Annotated in this window: 15 protein-coding genes and 1 tRNA gene; 15 read left to right on the top strand and 1 reads right to left on the bottom strand. The window is 70.6% G+C overall.

Translation table 11 applies throughout. From position 1 onward, the window contains the following. Nucleotides 1–84: 84 nt before the first annotated feature. The 3 genes from AC0699_RS10575 (at nt 85) to AC0699_RS10565 (ending at nt 3,163) form a co-directional block, all read left to right on the top strand. A complete protein-coding gene (locus AC0699_RS10575) occupies nt 85–1,290 on the top strand; it encodes a DNA polymerase III subunit delta' (protein WP_478658181.1) in 1,206 nt (401 codons plus the stop codon). Nucleotides 1,291–1,385: 95 nt separating this feature from the next. After that, entirely contained in the window at nt 1,386–2,939 is a 1,554-nt protein-coding gene (locus AC0699_RS10570; protein ID WP_478658178.1) for an alpha/beta hydrolase, read from the top strand. Nucleotides 2,940–3,086: 147 nt separating this feature from the next. After that, nucleotides 3,087–3,163: transfer RNA gene (locus AC0699_RS10565), tRNA-Thr, on the top strand. Nucleotides 3,164–3,360: 197 nt separating this feature from the next. Here AC0699_RS10565 and AC0699_RS10560 read toward each other — a convergent pair. Then, entirely contained in the window at nt 3,361–3,867 is a 507-nt protein-coding gene (locus tag AC0699_RS10560) for a Dabb family protein (protein WP_478658176.1), read from the bottom strand. 358 nt (nt 3,868–4,225) lie between these two features. On the opposite strand from AC0699_RS10560, the gene AC0699_RS10555 reads away from it, so the two are divergent. The 12 genes from AC0699_RS10555 (at nt 4,226) to AC0699_RS10500 (ending at nt 20,512) form a co-directional block, all read left to right on the top strand. After that, entirely contained in the window at nt 4,226–4,516 is a 291-nt protein-coding gene (locus AC0699_RS10555; protein WP_478658174.1) for a hypothetical protein, read from the top strand. Nucleotides 4,517–4,518: 2 nt separating this feature from the next. Beyond that, entirely contained in the window at nt 4,519–6,267 is a 1,749-nt protein-coding gene (gene frdA / locus AC0699_RS10550; RefSeq protein ID WP_478658172.1) for a fumarate reductase (quinol) flavoprotein subunit, read from the top strand. A gap of 2 nt (nt 6,268–6,269) precedes the next feature. Beyond that, nucleotides 6,270–7,025 (top strand): succinate dehydrogenase/fumarate reductase iron-sulfur subunit, encoded by a 756-nt coding sequence (locus AC0699_RS10545; protein WP_478658170.1) that lies wholly within the window; start codon nt 6,270–6,272, stop codon nt 7,023–7,025. Beyond that, entirely contained in the window at nt 7,022–7,423 is a 402-nt protein-coding gene (locus AC0699_RS10540) for a succinate dehydrogenase/fumarate reductase transmembrane subunit (protein ID WP_478658168.1), read from the top strand. Before AC0699_RS10545 ends, AC0699_RS10540 begins: the two co-directional genes overlap by 4 nt. 16 nt (nt 7,424–7,439) lie before the next feature. After that, nucleotides 7,440–7,790: a fumarate reductase subunit FrdD gene (frdD, locus tag AC0699_RS10535; protein ID WP_478658166.1), complete on the top strand. Its 351-nt coding sequence runs from the start codon at nt 7,440–7,442 to the stop codon at nt 7,788–7,790. Between the two features lie 234 nt (nt 7,791–8,024). Then, nucleotides 8,025–8,162: a hypothetical protein gene (locus AC0699_RS10530; protein WP_478658164.1), complete on the top strand. Its 138-nt coding sequence runs from the start codon at nt 8,025–8,027 to the stop codon at nt 8,160–8,162. A 41-nt stretch (nt 8,163–8,203) separates the two neighbouring features. Then, nucleotides 8,204–8,539, top strand: coding sequence for a hypothetical protein (locus AC0699_RS10525; RefSeq protein WP_478658162.1), 336 nt, complete (start codon nt 8,204–8,206; stop codon nt 8,537–8,539). A gap of 101 nt (nt 8,540–8,640) precedes the next feature. Beyond that, complete coding sequence (locus AC0699_RS10520) at nt 8,641–10,173, top strand: amino acid adenylation domain-containing protein (RefSeq protein ID WP_478658160.1); 1,533 nt, start codon at nt 8,641–8,643, stop codon at nt 10,171–10,173. Beyond that, the gene (locus AC0699_RS10515) at nt 10,170–10,430 is read left to right on the top strand and encodes an acyl carrier protein (RefSeq protein ID WP_478658158.1); all 261 of its coding nucleotides are present in this window, start codon (nt 10,170–10,172) and stop codon (nt 10,428–10,430) included. The genes AC0699_RS10520 and AC0699_RS10515 overlap by 4 nt, the downstream gene beginning before the upstream one ends. A gap of 2 nt (nt 10,431–10,432) precedes the next feature. After that, on the top strand, nt 10,433–11,755 hold the full coding sequence (locus tag AC0699_RS10510) for an MFS transporter (RefSeq protein ID WP_478658155.1): 1,323 nt from the start codon (nt 10,433–10,435) through the stop codon (nt 11,753–11,755). Next, nucleotides 11,752–13,896 (top strand): hypothetical protein, encoded by a 2,145-nt coding sequence (locus tag AC0699_RS10505; RefSeq protein WP_478658153.1) that lies wholly within the window; start codon nt 11,752–11,754, stop codon nt 13,894–13,896. Before AC0699_RS10510 ends, AC0699_RS10505 begins: the two co-directional genes overlap by 4 nt. A 94-nt stretch (nt 13,897–13,990) precedes the next feature. Beyond that, a complete protein-coding gene (locus AC0699_RS10500; protein ID WP_478658151.1) occupies nt 13,991–20,512 on the top strand; it encodes an amino acid adenylation domain-containing protein in 6,522 nt (2,173 codons plus the stop codon). Nucleotides 20,513–20,524 lie beyond the last annotated feature (12 nt).

The raw sequence follows: 20,524 nt of genomic DNA, 5'->3' as shown, positions 1-20,524 counted from the left end.
GCCCCACAATGGGAATCCGCAAGAGGAATCCGCAAGGGATCCGCAGCAACCCCTCGCACGACGTCGGAAGGCGGTGACGGCTGCATGGCCGTATGGGACGAGCTGGTCGGGCAGGAGCGTGTCCAGGCGCAGCTCGCCGCCGCTGCCCGGGACGCCGACGCGTTCGTCACGGCGCAGGCGGCGGGCGAGCAGCCGCCCGACGCGTCCAAGATGACCCATGCCTGGCTGTTCACCGGCCCGCCCGGATCCGGCCGCTCCACCGCCGCGCGGGCGTTCGCGGCCGCTCTGCAGTGCACCAGCCCGGACCGCGCGCTGGGCGGCGCGCCAGGCTGTGGATTCTGCGACGGCTGCCACACCAGCCTGGTCGGTACGCACGCGGACGTCGAGGTGGTCCGCACCGATCTGCTCTCCATCGGTGTGAAGGAGACCCGTGACCTGGTCCGCCGCGCGCAGCTCTCGCCCGCGGTGGGCCGCTGGCAGGTCATCGTCCTGGAGGACGCCGACCGGCTCACGGAGGGCGCGGGCAATGTGCTGCTGAAAGCCGTCGAGGAGCCTGCCCCGCGCACGGTCTGGCTGCTCTGCGCGCCGTCCCTCGAGGATGTGCTGCCGACGATCCGGTCCCGCTGCCGCCACCTCACGCTCCGTACCCCGCCCGTCGCGGCCGTCGCGGACGTCCTCATACGGCGCGACGGCATCGAGCCCGAGGCGGCGACGGTCGCCGCCCGGGTGACCCAGGGCCACATCGGCCGGGCCCGACGGCTCGCCACGGACGAACGGGCCCGGGCCCGCCGCGCCGTCGTCCTCAAGCTCCCGCTGCGCATCGAGGACGTGGGCGGCTGTCTCAGGGCCGCGCAGGAGCTGGTCGACTCCGCCGCGGAGGACGCCAAGCAGGTCTCGGAGGAGATCGACGTCAAGGAGACCGAGGAGCTCAAGGCAGCCCTGGGCGCGGCGGCGGGCGGCCGGATGCCGCGCGGCACGGCCGGGGCGATGAAGGAGCTGGAGGACAGGCAGAAGCGCCGCAAGACCCGCACCCAGCGCGACAGCCTCGACCTCGCGCTCACCGACCTGACCGGCTTTTACCGGGACGTGCTCGCGCTTCAGCTGGGTTCCGCGGTCGCTCTCGCGAACGAGGACGTGTGGGATGCGCTCGACCGTGTCGCCCGCGGCTCCAGCCCGGAGCGGACCCTGCGCCGGATAGAAGCGATCCTGGCCTGCCGTGAGGCCCTGGACGCGAATGTGTCGCCGCTGCTTGCGGTGGAGGCCATGACGATGGCACTCCGCGCGGGCTGACCTGTCCCAAGCCGGTGCCCGCACCGGCTTCCACGGAATCACCCATATGGGAGTGAAGGGGTATGTTCCGGCATTCAGCCGGTTAGGCTCCGAGGATGGACAACAGGCAGTTCCTCCGGACCTCGGCCATCGCGCTCGCCACAGCCCTGGGGCTGCTTGTATCGGGGTGCAGCAGCGGTAGTTCCACCTCGCAGGGGTTCGAGCCGCCGGCGACAGGAGCGGCCGCGCCCTCGCCGGTGCCGACGGCCGCGCTCAAGCCGTTCTACGAGCAGCGGCTGAGCTGGCGGGACTGTGGTGTGCCCGGCTTCCAGTGCGCCACGCTCAAGGCCCCGCTGGACTACGCCGAGCCGAACGGCCCCTCGGTCAGGCTTGCCGTGTCCCGGGTGAAGGCCACCGGGCCGGGCAAGCGCATCGGCTCTCTGCTGGTCAACCCAGGAGGGCCGGGCGGTTCGGCGATCGGCTACCTCCAGGGGTACGCGGGCATCGGCTACCCCGCCCCGGTCCGGGCCCGGTACGACGTGGTGGCCATCGACCCGCGGGGCGTGGCCCGCAGTGAACCCGTCGAATGTCTCGCCGGCAAAGCGATGGACACGTACACGCAGAGCGACCAGACTCCCGACGACAAAGCCGAGATCAACAAGCTGAGCACGGCGTACAAGGGCTTCGCGGCAGGCTGCGAGTCGCGGTCCGCCACGGTCCTCCCGCATGTCTCGACGGTCGAGGCCGCGCGGGACATGGACATCCTGCGAGCCGTACTGGGCGACGAGAAGCTGTCGTACGTCGGGGCGTCGTACGGCACGTTCCTCGGCGCGACCTACGCCGAGCTGTTCCCGGACCGGGTCGGCCGGCTCGTCCTCGACGGGGCGATGGACCCCTCCCTGCCGGCCCGCCGGATGAACCGCGACCAGACCGCGGGTTTCGAGACGGCGTTCCAGTCCTTCGCCGCCGACTGCATCCAGCGCACGGACTGCCCGCTCGGCACCGCCTCCACAAAGGACGCGTCGGCCCGGCTGAAGGCCTTCTTCGCCAAGGTCGACGCCGCCCCGGTCCGGACCGGCGAGCGCCGCGAGCTCACCGAGTCACTGGCCACGACGGGGGTGATCGCCGCGATGTACGACGAGGCAGCCTGGCCGCAGCTCCGGGAGGGCCTCACCAAGGCCATGAACGGCGACGGCGCCGGGCTGCTGGCACTGTCCGACACGTACTACGAGCGGTCGGGAGACGGCTCGTACTCGAACCTGATGTACGCCAACGCCGCCGTGAACTGTCTCGACCTGCCCCCCGCCTTCACCACCCCGGCCCAGGTCTCGTCCGCCGTCGCCGACTTCGAAAAGGCCTCCCCGGTCTTCGGCGAGGGCTTCGCCTGGGCTTCCCTGAACTGCGCCTACTGGCCCACCCCGGCCACCGGCTCCCCGCACCGCATCGAGGCGAATGGAGCCGACCCGATCGTGGTCGTCGGCACGACCCGCGACCCGGCCACCCCGTACAAATGGGCCCGGGCACTCGCCGACCAGCTCTCCTCCGGCACCCTGCTCACCTACGACGGCGACGGTCACACGGCGTACGGGCGCGGCAGCGACTGCGTCGACACGGCGATCAACGCCTACCTGCTGGAGGGGACGCCGCCGCCGGCGGGCAAGAAGTGCTGACCGCGACGGGTGCCCCACGGACCGGCCCAGGGACCGCCCCACGGACCGGCCCAGGGGCTGGTCAGGGGCACCCCGTTTAACCCTGTAGACTTAGCGCCGCTGCTGATGCGAGCCTGCTCCTGCCGGGAACGGGTATATCGGCAGCTTGCCGCCTTAGCTCAGTTGGCCAGAGCAACGCACTCGTAATGCGTAGGTCTCGGGTTCGAATCCCGAAGGCGGCTCCACTGAAGCCCAGCTCGGACTCCGTCTGAGCTGGGCTTCTTCGTTCAGTGGATGCGACGACGGCGGCGGGCGCGGGCCGCGCGGCTGTCCGCGGTCTCAACCGGCGGGTCCGGCTGATCCGGGTGTGCCGCAGGATCTCCATGACGGTGGGCACGCCCACCCCCAGGGTGGCCGACCTCGATCGCCGGATACTGATCGATTACTTGTTCGCGTTGAAATCAAAAACGATAGCACCGTCAAGGAGTGGCCGGACGAAACTCTTGAACGACTCGTGTGCTGGGTCATAGAATTTCGGATCAGTGACGACAGGTTTTCCCACGTAATAGTTCCGATCGCCTTCGGAGGCGAACGTCAGGACGTAACCCTGTTTCATGCCCTGTCCAGTCTCCTCACCGCTTGTCTGGATGCCTGAATCCAGGGACGTGATGTACGGCTTCCCGTCGCGGGTTGCCTGTGTCAGGAGAGAACGGAACCGCTTCATCGTCTCGGCCTGTTTCTCTGGGGGCGTGTCCGGCTTGAATTTGAAAAGGACGATGTGCTGAACGTCGCCCGGTTTGTAATCCGCTGCAGTGAATTTCTCGGGTCCGACTTGCGACAATTCCTCACGCAGGGCCTTCGCCGCGTCCTTGTCGACCTGTTCCGTCGGGGAGGGAGCAGGTGCAGCGGCAGCGCTTGCTCCGCCGCCTGATGCCTCATTGTGGTTCATCGAGCACCCTGTGAATGCGATCACGGAAACCGTACTTGCGACGAGGGACCGGATGGTCGTGGACCGTCTCTTTTCCGTCATGAACGAATCTCCACGTAAAGTGACTTGGTCGCGATGTTCCAGCAGGTCAACGTACTCATGGAGACCACGTTGCGGCAGAAACAAACTCCCTGCCGGGACACCCCACTCTTTTGGACGCGCTCCGAGGAGGGGGCCGGACGGGAGGCCGAACGCCTCGACTCGGGCAAGATATTGTCGTTTTGCCTGCCGTCGCGGCGGCCGTCCCGTCGCATGCGGGGGTGGGATCCCGGCGTTACTCTCGCAAGTGAGCGTCACCCCAGCTGCAGAGGATGCCTCTGTGGCCGCGGACCGTGATTCCGCAGGCGGCTGGACAACAGCTGCCGAGGAGATGGCTGTGGTCGGCAACACCATTGATTTCACCGAGGAGCGGGCCTTGTGCGGCCGCATCGTCGACGGGCTGCGCTACCAGGAGGACGACGGGGCTGGGCTGTTCATCGACGAGGTGACCTACGCATGTGGCTGCCGTCTGATCCGTCATGAATTCCACGACGGCAGTGTGGGCGTCAAGGCCGTTCACCACGACGGCAAGGTCCTGGTGGACGAGCGCAGCGCCGAGCACGAGGCGTGAACATGAACGCTTTCTTCGATGTCGTGGTGATCGGTGGCGGAGGCGCCGGACTGCGTGCGGCCATCGCCGTCGCCGAGACCGATCCCCGGCTGAGCGTGGCGGTCATCTCCAAGGTCTATCCGATGCGCAGCCACACGGTCTCCGCGGAGGGCGGTGCCGCCGCGGTCGCCGGAGACGACGACAGCCTGGACGAGCACGCGTACGACACCGTGTCCGGCGGGGACTGGCTGTGCGACCAGGACACCGTCGAGGCCTTCGTACGCGAGGCCCCGCGCGAACTGCTCCGCCTGGAGCACTGGGGCTGTCCGTGGAGCCGCCGGCCGGACGGGCGGATCGCGGTACGGGCCTTCGGCGGCATGAAGAAGATGCGCACCTGGTATGCGGCCGACAAGACCGGGTTCCACCTCCTGCACACGCTGTTCCAGACCGCGCTGTCCTACCGCGACATCGTGCGGTACGACGAATGGTTCGTCAGTACTCTGCTGGTCGACGAGGGGAAAGTGCGAGGCGTGGTGGCCGTCGAGCTGGCCACCGGCCGGGTCGAGACCATCACCGCCAACGCCGTCATCGTGTGCACGGGCGGCTGTGGCCGGGTCTACCCGTTCACCACCAACGCCAATATCAAGACCGGCGACGGCATGGCCCTTGCCTACCGGGCGGGCGCACCGCTGAAGGACATGGAGTTCGTCCAGTACCACCCCACCGGTCTGCCCTTCACCGGCATCCTGATCACGGAGGCAGCACGCGCCGAGGGCGGCAGGCTGCTCAACAAGGACGGCTACCGCTATCTGCAGGACTACGACCTCGGCAAGCCCGCACCGGGGCCGGTCCTGCGCAGCATGGAGCTGGGACCGCGGGACCGGCTGTCCCAGGCGTTCGTGCACGAACTCGACAAGGGCAGGACCATCCCCACGCCGCACGGCCCGGTCGTCCATCTGGACCTGCGCCATCTCGGCGCCGAGCTCATCGACACCAAGCTCCCCTTTGTGCGGGAGCTGTGCCTGAAGTACCAGAACATCGACCCGGTCAAGGAGCTCGTCCCCGTGCGGCCCGTGGTCCACTACATGATGGGCGGCATCCACACCGACATCGAGGGCGCCACCGGACTCGGCGGCCTGTACGCCGCAGGCGAGGTGGCGTGCGTCAGTATCAACGGAGCCAACCGGCTGGGCTCCAACTCCCTCCCGGAGCTACTGGTCTTCGGCGCCCGCGCCGGCCGGGCCGCCGCCGAGTACGCCCGCGAAGCTGCGGGCGCCGGCCCAGGCGTCGCCGTCCTCGCGCAAGCCCGCGACGAACACCGAAGGCTGGAGCGCGAGGCCGGGCGCCAGGCGGAGGGCCGGGAGCGCATCGCGGACATCCGTACCGAGATGCAGACCGCCATGGAGCGCGGCGCCGGGATCTACCGGGACCGGGCCTCCCTGGCCGAGGCGGCCGAGACGATGCTGCGGCTGCGGGAGCGGTTCGGCCGTGCGGCCGTCGACGATCACAGCCGGACGTTCAACACCGAACTGATCTCTCTGCTGGAGCTGTCGTGCATGCTCGACGTGGCCGAGAGCATCGTCCACTGTGCGCTGCGCCGCGAGGAGTCGCGGGGCGCGCACCAGCGCACCGACTTCCCTGCGCGGGACGACCAGCGGTACCTGGCCCATTCGCTCATCCATCGTGAACCCGACGGCACCGCGCGGGTGGAGTACCCGCCCGTCACCGTCACCCGCTGGTCACCCGGGGAGCGCGTCTACGGAAGGCAGTAGTCATGACAGACGGTGACACGGACCGGATCACGCTCCAGGTCGCCCGCTACCGGCCGGAACAGGAGACCGAACCGACCTGGCAGTCCTACGAGGTGCCACTGCGCAAGGAATGGACGGTTCTCGACGGGCTCAATCACATCAAGGATCAACTCGACGGCACGCTGTCCTACCGCTGGTCCTGCCGCATGGGCATCTGCGGCAGCTGTGGCATGACGGTCGACGGCGAGCCCCGGCTGACCTGTTCCGCCTTCCTGACCGACTCCGCGCCCGGTCCGGTGCGGATCGAACCGCTGGGCAACTTTCCCGTCATCCGCGATCTCATCGTCGAGATCGGCGACTTCATGGACAAGCTGGCCGAGGTCAAACCCTGGATCATCCGCGCCGAGGACAAACCGCCCGACGAAGGCGAGTATCTGCAGACGCCGGACGAGATGGACGAATACAAGCAGTACAGCATGTGCATCAACTGCATGCTCTGCTACGCCGCCTGCCCGGTGTACGCACTCGATCCCGACTTCATCGGCCCGGCGGCCATCGCTCTCGCGCAGCGCTACAACCTCGACTCGCGGGATGAGGGAGCCGCCGACCGGCGGGACGTCCTCAACTCCGCCGAGGGCGTCTGGGCCTGCACCCTGGTCGGCGAATGCACCAGCGCGTGCCCCAAAGGCGTCGACCCGGCCGGTGCCATCCAGCGCTACAAGCTCACGGCGGCCACGCAGTCGCTCAAGGACTTCCTCTGGCCACGGGGGGTGCGATGAGCCAGACGCCACGGCCGGCGCTGTACCGCAAGCCGGTCCCGGTCTTCTGGTGGCTGGGGCGACGCGCCTACGTCGTCTTCGTCCTGCGGGAGCTCAGCAGCGTCTTCGTCGCCTGGTTCGTCGTGTTCCTGCTTCTTCTGGTCGGTGCGGTCGCCGAAGGGCCGGGGGAGTACAAGCGGTTCCAGGACTGGGGCGCCAACTGGTGGATGATCCTGCTGAATACGATCGCCCTGCTCTTCGTACTGCTGCACACCCTCACCTGGTTCGGCCTGGCACCACGGGCCGTGGTGGTGCGGCTGCGCGGCAGACGCGTCCGGCCAGGATCGATCCTGGCCCTGCATTACCTGCTGTGGGCGCTGCTGTCGGCGGCCACCGCGTGGCTGATCCTGGACGGGTAGCGCAATGAGCAAGCGGATGAGCAGGAGATCGCCGGAACCACTGCTGTGGCTGCTGTTCGGCGCGGGCGGCATGGCCGCCGCCCTACTCGTCCCCGTTCTGCTGTTCCTCTTCGGTATCGCCTTCCCCCTGGGCTGGCTCTCGCCGCCCGACCACGCCCATCTGCTCTCTGTGCTGCGGCACCCACTCACGCGCGTGGTCCTGTTCGGGCTGTGCGTGCTGTGCCTCTTCCACTGGGCCCATCGCTTCCGCTACACGCTGTACGACGGTCTGCAGCTCAGGGCGCACGGCAGAGCGATCAGCCTCTTCTGCTACGGCGGTGCGGTCCTGGGATCGGTCGCGGCCGGCCTGGTCCTGTTCTCGGCCTGACAACGACAGCGTCGCGGCTGCAGCGCGTCGACGGCGCTCACCTTCCAGCCCCGGGAGGTCCGCACCAGGGGCATCCGCACCCCGGTTGAGGCCGACATGGCCCGTCGGCTCCGCATTGGGTCGCGGCCTGTTTGGGACACCCCGAAGTCATAGCTTCCGCATTGCGGGGCGAGCAGACTCATGGACATGCCCGGGCAAGCACGCCGGGGCAGCGAATACCAGGGGGAATCCACGATGAAGCTCATCGTTCGCGTTGTCGCCGCTGCCGCTCTCGTTCTGTTCGGTGCCGTGCCGAGCGTGGCGCAGACCGCTGAGGAGGCCGCCCCCGTTGCCGAGGCGGCGAGCAACCAGGACGGGAACATCTGGGGCTGACCGGATTCCGCGCCGCATCGATCCGACGAGAGCCAGGCCGCATGTATGTCATCTCTGCACGGCTGCTGCATCCACGAGCAGAGGACAATGCCGCCGACCTGCGACGCATCGGTGAACTGCTCCGAAGCGCGGCTGCGGGCCCGCAGGGCCGGCTGGAGCATCACTGGATTCAGTCGACACCGGGCGGCTGCGCACTCGTCCTCTATCTTCTCGCACCGACGCTGGAGCAGGCGGAGCACACCGCAGGTGTGATCCTCCGCCGAGCCCTGGCCTGCGAACCTTCCCTCGACGACTGGGTGATCGACCAGTACGCCGCGGATCTTCCTGTCGAGATGCTCGACACCCTGTGGGCGCGGTACGCCACCGACGAACTCTGACAGCGCCTCTCCCGCGCTCCGTTCTCCCTTTCCCTGCCGATACGGCTGCTTCGGGCTGCCCTTATGCCCTTTTCCCGACCCCGAAGGCGGAACCACGTGTCATGAACGCCACCCATCGCACCCTTGTCGAGAGATTCGACGACGTCGCCGCGGCGTACCCGGAATCGACCGCCGTCGTGTCCGGTGCGCACCGGACGACGTATGCCGAACTGGCCGCGGCCTCGCGCCGCCTGGCCGCCCGTCTCGTGGACTGCGCCGGGGTCCGCGCGGGTGACCACGTGGCCCTCTGCCTGGAGCCTTCGACCGAGGCGATCGCGTGTCTGCTCGCCGTGCTGCGATGCGGGGCCTCGTACGTACCGCTCGACGCGCAGAACCCTGCCGAGCGCAACCGCCTCATCCTCGACGACTGCCGGCCTCGCGCCGTCATCGGTGACGCGGGGGCCGGGGCGCCCGGTGTGTACACGGTCACCGCCGACGACGTGACCGGGACCGCCGGAGACGCGGACGCGCCGCAGTTCGACGCGGCGACCGGCCGGCCGGGAGACGACTGCTACGTCATCTACACCTCGGGGACCACGGGCCGGCCCAAGGGCGTGCCCATCACCCATCGCAACGTCCAGGCGCTGTTCGAGGCGGCGGACGGGCTGTTCACGTTCGGCCCGGACGACACATGGCTGCTGTACCACTCGATCGCTTTCGACTTCTCGGTGTGGGAGCTGTGGGGCCCGCTCCTGTACGGCGGCACGCTCGTGGTCCTCGACCGCTGGACCAAGCTGTCGCCCGAGGCCTGCGCGTCGATCGTGCTGGAGCAGGGCGTGACGGTGCTCAACCAGACCCCGACCGCCTTCTCCGTGATGTCCCGTGCCCTCATGGACCAGCTCCCGGAGGGCGCCGGACTCCCCCTGCGTTACGTGGTGTTCGGCGGCGAGCGGCTGTCGATGCCGGCCCTGCGCCGCTGGCGCGACCGGTTCGGCCTGGACAGCCCGCGGCTGATCAACATGTACGGGCTGACCGAGGCCACGGTCCACACCACGTACCACCCCCTGACCGAGGCGGACCTGGCCGGGGAGGAGTCCGTGATCGGTCGGCCGCTGCCCGGCTTCGTCGCCCGCGTGGTGGACGAGACGGGTCGTGCCACCGAACGGGGTCAACTCGTGGTCGCGGGACCGCAGGTGGCCGCCGGCTATCTGGACCGTCCACGGACGACCGCGGAGCGCTTCGGGCCCGATCCGCTGGGCCTGCTCGACGACGCCCTGTTCTACCGGACCGGCGATCTGGTCGAGGACACCGGCGGCGGGCGGCTGGTCTATCTCGGCCGTGCCGACCGCCAGGTGAAGATCCGCGGCCATCGCATCGAGCTGGGCGAGGTGGAGGCGGCCGTGTCCGCCGTGCCCGATGTCACCGAGGCGGCCGTGGTGGTGCTCGGCACTTCCGGTCGTCCCGTACTGGCCTGCGGCTACACCACCCGCTCGGGCCAACCCCTGGAACTGCGGACGCTGCGCACCGAACTGCGCTCCCGGGTTCCCCAGTACATGCTTCCCGGCCACTTCGAGTGGTTTGAGCAGCTGCCGCTGACGGTGAACGGAAAGACCGACACCCAGATGATCGCCAAGGAAATGGACCTGCGGACATGACCGTGACCAGCGACCCCATCACGCTCTCCGAACTGACGGAGACGATCCTGAGCCGACTGCGCGAGCAGCTGGGCGACCGGTGGATCAGCGGAGAGGACAACTTTCTCGACGTGGGCGGCCATTCGATGATGGCCATCGAGCTCAAGGCATGGCTCGCCGATCGCCACGGCGTGTCCATCGGGCTCCCCGAGCTGTTCCGGGGCACGCTCTCGGACGCCGCGGCCGCTGCCTTCAGCGGCAAGGGTCCGGTGAAGTAGCCGTGCGCAACTACCTTGAGGTTCTCCGCAACCGCGACTACCGCAAGCTGTGGATCGGCGCCGTCATCAGCCTGCTCGGCGACGGCGCGACCTGGACCGCGCTGGCCTGGATCGCCGTTTCGACCGGAGGCGCCAAGACGCTGGCCGTCCTCGGTGTCTGCTACTCGGCGCCCGTCCTCTTCGGCGGAATCCTGGCCGGCAAGGTGGTGGACCGCTTCTCCCGCCGCAAGCTGCTGGTCTTCGACTCGGTGGTGCGCGCCGCCGCGATGGCCGCCGTTCCGCTGCTGTACGTCATGGACGCCCTGAGCGTCTGGCACCTTTATGCCGTCGCCGCCGTCTACGGCCTCTTCAAGATCCTGCCGATCGGCATCATCCCGGCGGTCCTTCCCGATCTGGTGCCCAAGAAGCAGCTCGACACGGCCATCGCCCTGGAGGCGGTCGCCTACGGAGCCGCCGGTCTGGCCGGGCCGGCGCTCGGCGGCCTGCTGATCCCGTTCATCGGCGGGCACTGGGTGCTCGGCCTGGACGCCGTCTCGTATCTCGTCTTCGCCGGCCTCGTGATGAGCATGAAGGCCCGGCTCGACCGGCCGGAGTCCGAAACACGGCAAGCGAGCGGGAAGAGCACCGAGGCCGAGCGCAGTTCGTGGCGACCGGTACTCCGGTTCCTGGTGGGTGACCGCGTGATGCTGGTGATCACCATCGCGTTCACCGCCTTCAACATGGCGATGGGCATGCTCATCGTGACCCAGCCGTGGCTGGCCCACGAGCGGCTGCCCGGCGGCGCCACGATGCTCGGTCTGATCGTCGGTGTGCTGGCAGGCGCCGAGATGGTCGGTTCCCTGATCGCCGGCGCGGTCAAGCCTGCCGTACGCCCCATGGTCCGTATCGGGCTCCTCCAGCTCGTCGCCGGTGGAGGTCTGCTGCTGCTGCTCGGCGCCGATCCGGTGCTGATCCTGATCGGCCAGGCGATCTGCGGCATTCCGGCCATGGTGATGACGGTCTCCTCGCAGAGCGTCCGCTACCAGCGCACGCCCGAGGTGCTGCGCGCCCGCACCATGACGCTGATGCGCACGCTGATGCACAGCGCGGTGCCGGTCGGTTCGTTCGTCGCGGGTCCGCTGCTCGCGGGGGGTCACTACTCCGCGCTCGTACTGACCATGGCCGTCGTCGCCGGCGCGCCGGGTCTGCTGAGCCTGGTGCTGGTGCGCAACGCGGTGGTCAACGAGCCGGAGCCGATCCCTGAGTCCACCGGTTCCGCCGGCACCCCCATCACCTCCACGACCGAGCCCGCCCTTGCGGCCAACTCCGCAGGAGATTCCCAGTGACGCACGCGCCCTTCACCTTCCACACGCACACCGACGCGTACCTGGCCGCCCTGCGCGACCACCGCCCCGGCACGCCCGTGCCCGTGCTCGGCGAACCGGGCCCCGCCCACCAGGCCGTCATCGAGCTCAGCAGGCCGGAGCCGCAGCGACCTGCCCCCGACCCCGGCGAGATCCTGGTGGTCTGGCCGGCCGGCTCCAAGGCCGCCGAACTCGCCGCCGCACTCACCGAGGCCGTCCAGGGCCGGGGCCAGGAGCTCGATCGGCCGGAGTCCATCGGCGCGACCAGTGGCACCGCCCGCCACGTCCTCGTGGTGTCGCTCGCCGACGAGATCGACGAGCGTTCGCTGACCCGGATGCACGACAGCCTATGGGAGCACCGTTCCGCAGGTGAGGGCGGTCATCTCGGCATGGTCGTCGGCGCCGACCTGGAGCAGCTCAGCTGGATCGTCGCCAAGGGCCTGGCCCTGCCCCACCGCATCACCCCCACCGAGCAGCATCTGCGGGTGTGGCCCGCCGTGCAGCGGATCTCGAAGCGCTACGGGACCGGCACCTGGGTCCTCCAGGACGATGCCAAGGCCGAGGTCGTACGGCCGCTGCTGCTGGACACGCACACGGCGGCGGTCTCCCTGGTGGCACACGGCCGCGACGACGTGATCCACCTCAACGACACCGTGATCTGCCCGATCGGCGCGCACACCATCGACCCCGGCTCGCCGTCGGCCTCGCACGCTCCGGTCTGTGCCTTCACCGGCCGCTGCTACCGGCCCGAGGTCGCGAACGAGAACATCATCCTGTCCGGCGGGATCGCGGCGGACGTGCTGTTCGCCAACTCCTGCATGGGCATGCGGGTCAACGAGGGGCTGTATCCCCAGGAGTACCTGATGCCGCACGGTTTCGTACGCGGCACGGCAGCCGCGTACCTGGCCACCGGGCAGGTCATCAACGGTCTGCTGAAGGTCAACGACATCTTTCACACGGCCTGCGGCACCGGGCGCACGCTGGGCGAGGCCGCCACGCTCATCAACGACCACCTCCGCTACGAGCGCGTCGACCTGCCGTACTACACACTGCTCGGCCTGCCCTGGCTGACCGTCGCCGAGGGCGGCGCCGAACCCGGGGCGCAGTGGGGCGAGTTCCTCCTCGCACAGGGCGAGCCCAGCGTGGAGGGAGGCGGTGTCCGCGCCGCCGCCGTAGCCCTCGCCGCGGAGGAGTCCACCGGCAGCAGCGCCCATGTGCTGTACGTGTCCGGGCGTGGGGCGGCCGTGCTCGGCGACGAGGCGCCGGAGGGGCTGGACCTCACCGCCGTACCGCATCTGAAGCAGACGCTCCAGGCGATGGGCCGCGCCATGACCAACCTGGAGGACGTCGCCTTCACCGGCCTGAAGTACTCCCGCCAGGGAAACATGCTGGTCAACGTCCGCGATCAGGTCGCCTCTCTCTCGCAGGCGCTGCACGGCGCCGCGCTGATGGGGGACATCAAGCGGATCAGGCGGCGCATCGGAGCCATCACCACCGGGGTGGAGCGGGCCGAACTCACCCTGGCCGAGGCGCTGTTCGAGCGCGGTGTCCAGAGCTTTCAGCACTACAACGACGTATGGGGCGAGACGCTGGAGCTGCACTCGCCGGAGCTCGCCGACGAGGAGTGCCCGTACTGCGCGCGATTGCTCGTGCGGCAGGGCGCGACCCACCCGATCATCGGCCGGATCGGCCGCGATGCCCAGGTGTGCCCGCGCTGCGGCATGATCCGCGACGCCGACGCACGTACCCCTGTCACCGGCATGGTCGTCGACACTCCGGAGATCTGGCGCTGCGGCGAGACCCAGGACATCGCCCTGCGGTTCCGGCTGGCGCCCGTCGCGGGGAAGGGGGCCGGTCCGGAGAAGGTGGCGGTCGGCATCTTCATGGCCAACGCGGCCAAGAACGGAATGGACTTCCCCTCGCCGCGCTTCGTCGAGCTCGGAGCCGACGGCACGGGAGAGCTCCGGGTGAGCGTCGAGGTGCCCGAGGGCGCACGGATGCATCAGGAGTACGTCCGGGGCCTCGTCGTGGCCGAGGGGACCATCTCGTTCGTCACCCGCCCGGTGTGGGTGCGCCCGGCCGTCGCCGGTCCCGTGCCGGTCACGCTCTCCGCCCGGAGCTGATCCGCCCTGAGCTGATCCGCCCGTTGCTCCGCGCGATCACCGATCCGCCGACCCACCGATCCACCGTTCTGCATCCGCACGGAAGGTCACACGCATGTCCGAGACAACCGTCACCACGGCGGCGGTTCCGGCCTCCTACACCCAGGAAGGCCTCTGGCTGCTGGAGCAGCTCGGAGCCGGCCCGGTGGCCAACAACCTGCCCATGGCCTGGCGGATCGCCGGCCCCGTCGACCCCGGCGCATTCCGCGCGGCGCTCCGTCTGGTCGCCGTCCGCAACCCGGTCCTGCTCTCCCGCTGTGACTGGGACGAGGCCGGAGACACCCTCCTGCTGACCCGCAGCCACGAGACACAGGACATACCTGTGGACATCTCGTACGGCACCGGCGACGAGCAGGCGTACGCCGAGGCGTACGAGGAGTCGCTGCGGCCCTTCCCGCCCGGGCAGCCGCTCATCCGCGCCCGCATCTGGGCGCCGGCCGGCGACGAGGGCGCGGACGGCGACACGCTGCTGCTCCTCGTCATCAGCCATCTGGTCTTCGACGGCGGCTCCGAGGAGTCGTTCTTCGCGGAGCTGCTCGCCGCGTACCGGCATGTCACCGAGGGCACGGAGCTCCCCGGCGCCCCGGAGCCCTACCAGCGCTTCGCCCAGGAGCAGCGCGAGCTGTTCGCCCGGCCCGGTCAGGCTGAGCGTGTGGCGCGGCTGGCCGCCCGGCTGCCGGTGCCGCAGCCCGTCCCGCTGCCCCGCTCGGCCACCCGCCGCGAGCAGGGCGATCCGTCCGAGGCGCTGCGCCACTACGTGCTGCTGGACGCGGAACAGCTGGCGGAGATACGGAGGTTCGGCCGCGCGCGGGGGGCGTCCGAAGTCATCGTGATCCTTGCCGCGCTGATGGCCACCGCCGCCCGCCTCGGCGACCAGGAGAACTGCGGCGTACTGCTTCCGTACGCCAACCGGGCATCGGCGTGGGCGCGCGACGTGATCGGTCCCTGCCTCAACAGCCTCTACCTCACGGCCGGCATGCCCGCGGGCCGCACCTTCGCCGAACTCGTCGACCAGGTGCGGGACCTGGCGTTCGAGGCGTATGACGACGCCGACATCCCCGCCGAGGCGCTGCGCGCCCGCTGGGCGGAGAGCGGTGCCGAGGCACGCAGCAATCTGATGCTCAACCTGTTCCCCCGCGAGCGCGCCGAGCTCCGGCTGCCCGGTTGCACCACTCGCCGCCTCAGCTGGGAGGAGACCCCGGTACGGGCCCGCGCCGACCTGTGCGTCTACGGCTGGCCGCAGGACGGTGGGCTGCGTCTGGAGTTCCTGTACCGCACCGCCGCGCTGACCACCGCCGACGCGGCGTCGTTCGCCGCCTCCCTGACCGGACTGCTGGCGCAGGGCATCGCCGCTCCTGAGCTGCCGGTCGCCGGATTCGCCCTGGACGGGGCCGGGGAGAGCCTGCGCGCGCTGTCCGCGCCGCTCGTCTCGTCGCCGCATTCCTCGGTGGTCGAGCAGGTGTGGGCGGCCGCCGCCCGAGACCCGCACGGCCTCGCCGTCAGCGCCCCCGGGGAAGAGCTGACCTACCGCGAGCTGACCGGCCGCGCCGACCGGGCGGCTGCCCGGCTCCGCGAGCGGGGTGTACGGGCCGGGGACACGGTCGCGCTCGAGGCCCCCCACTCCCTGCGGACCGTGCTGGGCGCGCTCGCCGTCCTGCGGGCCGGTGGTGTGCTCCTGCTCGTACAGCCCGATCTGCCGCAGGCTCGCCGAGAGGCGGTACTCGGCCTCGCCGGCCCCGCCCTGCACCTCGGCGACGGCGATCTCGGCGCGCTCCTCGAAGCGTCGGGCACCGTGCCAGGGACGGCGGGTGACCTGCCGCTGCCGGCCCCCGACGACCCCGCGTACATCTTCTTCACCTCCGGCTCGACCGGTGTCCCCAAGGGCGTACTCGGCCGGCACGGCGGTCTGGGCCACTTCCTCGCCTGGGAGCGGGACGCGCTCGCCACCGCCCCCGGCGACCGCGTGGCCTGGCGCACCAACCCGGGCTTCGACGTCGTGCTGCGCGATCTGTTCCTACCGCTGGTCTCCGGCGCGACACTCGTCGTGCCCGACCCGGCCGACCTGGACGACCCGGCAGCCACCCTGCGCTGGCTCGCCGCGTCCGGTGCCACCACGCTGCACATCACGCCCAGCCTGGCCGACCTGCTGGTCGCCGAGCACGCGGACGACCCCGATGCGGCGCCCCGTCCGCAGGCCCTCAGGGCCGTGCTGTTCGCCGGTGAGCCGCTCACCGGGCAGGCCGTGACCCGGTGGCGACGGCACTTCGGTGAGACGGCTCGCGTGGTGAATCTGTACGGTCCCACCGAGACGACCCTCGCCAAGTGCTGGTACGAGGTCCCCGCCGACCCGGCCGACGGTGTGCAGCCGATCGGCCGGCCGTTGCCCGAGACACAGGTCGCCGTGCTGGGCCAGGACGGCCGCCCTGCGGGCATCGGCGAGACCGGTGAACTCACCATCCGCACCCCGCACCGCTCGCTCGGCTACCTAGGGCCTCTCGTTCGGATCAGGCCGGATCAGCGAGCGGGGTTTGATGCCGTGCATCGCAAGGCGGAGGAAGGAGCCACTGCGGAGCATTGGCGACTGACGACAACGCAGCGAGGTGCGGTGCCAGGGCACGCGAGCCCGGCAAGATCCGAACGAGAGGCCCTAAGCGCGACGGACGGGCCCGCCGGCGACCGGTTCGCGGTGAACCCCTTCCGCGACGACCCGGCCGACGTGCTGTACCGCACCGGCGACCTGGGGCGCCTGCGCGCCGACGGGCTCATCGACATCCTCGGCCGCGCCGACGACGAGGTGAAGGTGCACGGAGTCCGCGTCCAGCCCGCCGAGATCTCGGCCGCGCTCCGCGCCCACCCGGGCGTCGAACAGGCGGCGGTCGTCAAGAGCGACGACGGCCACGGGCTGGTCGGCTACGTCGTGCCCGCCCCCGGGACGCTGCTGGACGAGGCCGAGGCGCTGCGTCATGTCGCCGCGCTGCTGCCCCCCGCGTTCGTGCCCGCCCGGCTGGTCACCCTCGACCGGATGCCGCTTCTGCCGAACGGCAAGGTGGACAGGCGGTCCCTTCCGCAGCCCTCCGACAGCTGCCCCGAGGTGGAGATCGTCGCCCCGCGCACGGCGGACGAGGCCGCGGTCCTGGAGATCTTCCAGCAGGTGCTCGGCGTGGCACGGACGAGCGTGCACGACGAGTTCCTCGCGCTGGGCGGCCACTCACTGCTCGCGATGCGGGTCGCCGCCCGGCTGCGCAAGCGCTTCGGCGTCCGGGTGCCCGCCCAGGTCGTGCTCGACCGGGCCACCCCCGCCGTGCTCGCCGACTGGATCGGACGGCAGTCCCCGGACGCCGGCCGGCCGTCGCCGCGTATCACCGGTGACCGCCCCTACCCGGCCGGGCTCGGCCAGGAGCGGATGTTCTTCCTGGAGGAAATGACTGGCACCGAACCGGGCGTCTACAACATCCCATGGTGCTTCCGGCTGCGCGGCCGGCTCGACACCGACGCCTTGCGCGCCGCACTGCTGCGGCTGACCGAACGCCACGCGCCGCTGCGCACCGGCTTCGAGGTGACGCCGGAGGGTCTGCTGGCCCACCCCCGCCCGGCGGCGGACGTCTTCGACTTCCGCACGGTGAACCTGGGAGGCCCGGACGACCTCGACGCTTTCGTACGGGCGGAGCTGACACGGCCGCTCGATCTGCGCGCGGGCGGCGCGGTCCGTTTCGCGCTGGCCGAACTCGGCCCCGAGGACCGGGCACTGGTGTGCACCGTCCACCACATCGCCGCCGACGGCTGGTCGCTGTCGGTCCTCCAGAGCGAACTCTCCGCCCTGTACGCGGTGTTCGCCGGGCATCCCGGAGCGGCCGAGCCGCCGCTCCCGGAGGGCGGTTACGCCGACTTCGCGCTCTGGCAGCGCGAGCGCACCGCCGCCCTGGAGGCGGACGGACGGCTCGCCTCGGTGGCCGCGCGGCTGCGCGGTGCCCCCGAACGCTACGGCATGCCGACCGACCGGCCCCGCGGCCGCCGCCAGACCTACCGGGGCGACCGCGAGGCGCACGTACTGCCTGACGGGTTCGCCGAGCGGCTGCGGACCGAGGCGGCCCGCCGCTCCGTCACCCCCTTCACGCTGGTCGCCGCGGCCTACGCGGCGGCGGTCGCGGCCCGCGGCGGCGACCGGGAGCTGGTGCTCGGCGCGGCCGTGGCCAATCGGCCCGAGACCTTCCACCAGGAGCTCATCGGCTGCTTCATCAACACCGTGCCGCTGCGCCTGGCCATCCCCGCCGGCGGACTGCTCGACGAGCTGATCGACACGGTCGCGGCCGAGACGGCCGGTGCGCTGGCCGACGCGGACATCCCCTTCGAGCGGCTGCTGTCCGAGCTCGATGTGGAGCGCACCGCCAACCACCCGCCGGTCTTCCAGGCCATGCTGGTGATGCAGCAGGCCGAGCCCGCCGGGCTCGAACTGCCCGGCGTGCGGGTCACGGAGGTTCCCGACGCCCGGCCGACCGCCAAAACCGACCTGAGCCTGATCGTCCACCTCGACGGCGCCCACCCCACGCTCACCATGGAGTACAACGCCGACCTGTTCGAACCGGCCACCGTCCGCGCTCTGCTGGACCACATCAGCCATCTGCTGGAGGTGACGGGACAGCCGGGTGCGCGGCACGACGCTCTGCCGCCCGCCGAACTGGCCGCCGAACTGGCCCGGGCCGCGGGCCCGGACCGGCCGTTCACCCCGGGTGAACCGCTCGACCTGCTCACCGGCATCCGGCGCACGGCCGCCCGTACCCCCGACGCCCCGGCGGTCAGCTACGCCGGCCGCACCCTGAGCTACGCCGAGCTGATCGGTCTGGCGGACGCGCACGCGCACCGGCTGCGCTCCTGCGGGATCACCACCGGCGACGTGGTCGCCGTGCACCTGGAGCGGTCCGCCGAGATGGTGGTGGCCCTGCTCTCCGCGCTGGCCGCCGGCGCCGCCTATCTGCCGCTGGACACCAGTGCCCCGGCCGAGCGGCTGCGGGTGATGATGGACACCGCGAACGTCCGGGCGCTGCTGACCACCGAGGGCGGTGTGCCGGACGAACTGCGCCGCACGCACACTTTCTGCGTCGATCTGGACGCCCCGCCCCGGCCGCCGCTGGACCTGGCGGTGCCGCCCCAGGCACCCGCGTACTGCATCTTCACCTCCGGTTCGACGGGCACCCCCAAGGGGGTGCTGGTACCGCACATCGCGATCACCAACCGGCTGCGCTGGATGCAGAGTGCCTACCGGCTCGACGCCCGCGACACCGTGCTCCAGAAGACTCCGTACACCTTCGACGTGTCGGTGTGGGAGTTCTTCTGGCCGCTGCTGGCGGGCGCCAGGATCGTCATGGCCCGCCCCGGCGGACACCGCGATCCCGGCTATCTGATCGAGGAGATCCGCCGCGAGCGGGTCACGACACTGCACTTCGTGCCGCCGATGCTGGCCGCGCTCCTCGAACACCCGGAGGCCGGCTCGATCGCCGACTCGGTACGGCTCGTCGTGTGCAGCGGCGAGGCCCTGGAGGGCAGCCTGCGCGACCGGTTCCACACGGTGACTTCGGGCGCGGCCGGCACCCCGCGGCTGGAGAACCTGTACGGACCGACCGAGGCTGCCGTCGACGTCTCCTGGTACAGCGCCGCACCGGACGACTCCGGGGCCGCGGTCCCGATCGGCCGGCCCATCGACAACATCCGGCTGTACGTCCTGGACCGCGACACCATGCGGGTCACGCCGCCGGGCGGCGTCGGCGAGCTCCACATCGGCGGCACCGGGCTGGCGACCGGCTACAGCGGTCGCCCCGATCTGACCGCGGACCGGTTCGTCCCGGACCCGTTCGCCGGGCCCGACAGCCCCGGCTCCCGGCTCTACCGCACGGGTGACCTGGTGCGACGGCAGGCCGACGGCGAGCTCGAGTACTTCGGCCGTACCGACTTCCAGGTGAAGATCAGGGGCGTACGCATCGAACTCGGCGAGATCGAGGAGCGGCTCGTCGCCCAGCCCGAGGTCAGCGACGCGGTCGTCCTGGTCCACGAGAACCCGGGCGGCGGCAAGGAGCTGATCGGGTACGCGACCCCGCGTCCCGGCACCCGGATCGACGGCTCCGCGCTGGTCGAGCGGCTGCGCACCTTCCTGCCCGACTACATGTGCCCCTCACTGGTCGTGCTGCTGGACGAGTTCCCGCTCGGCGCCACCGGCAAGGTGGACCGGCGCGCCCTGCCCGATCCGCAACTGTGGCGGCCCGAGGCCGCCGCGTACGAAGCACCCGCGACCGACGAGGAGCGGGCACTCGCCGCCATCTGGACCGACGTCGTCAAACCGGCCGGACCGGTCGGCGCGGGAGACAACTTCTTCGCCCTCGGCGGCGATTCGCTCAGCGCCGTACGCGTCGTGGGCGCCGCGGCCGACCGGGGATGGCGGCTCACCCTCGACGAGGTGTTCACCGCACGCGACCTGCGGGAGCTCGCCGCCGCCCTGACGCCGACGGACACCGCCGAGGAACCCGCCGCGGCCGTCACCGACTTCACCATGCTCAGCGCCGCCGACCGTGCGCTGCTCGGACTCTGAGAACTCTGGAGA

The organism is Streptomyces sp. NPDC043870, from assembly GCF_056435785.1.
Note: the sequence above shows the minus strand (reverse complement) of the source record. Positions and strands in the feature narration are given on the sequence as shown.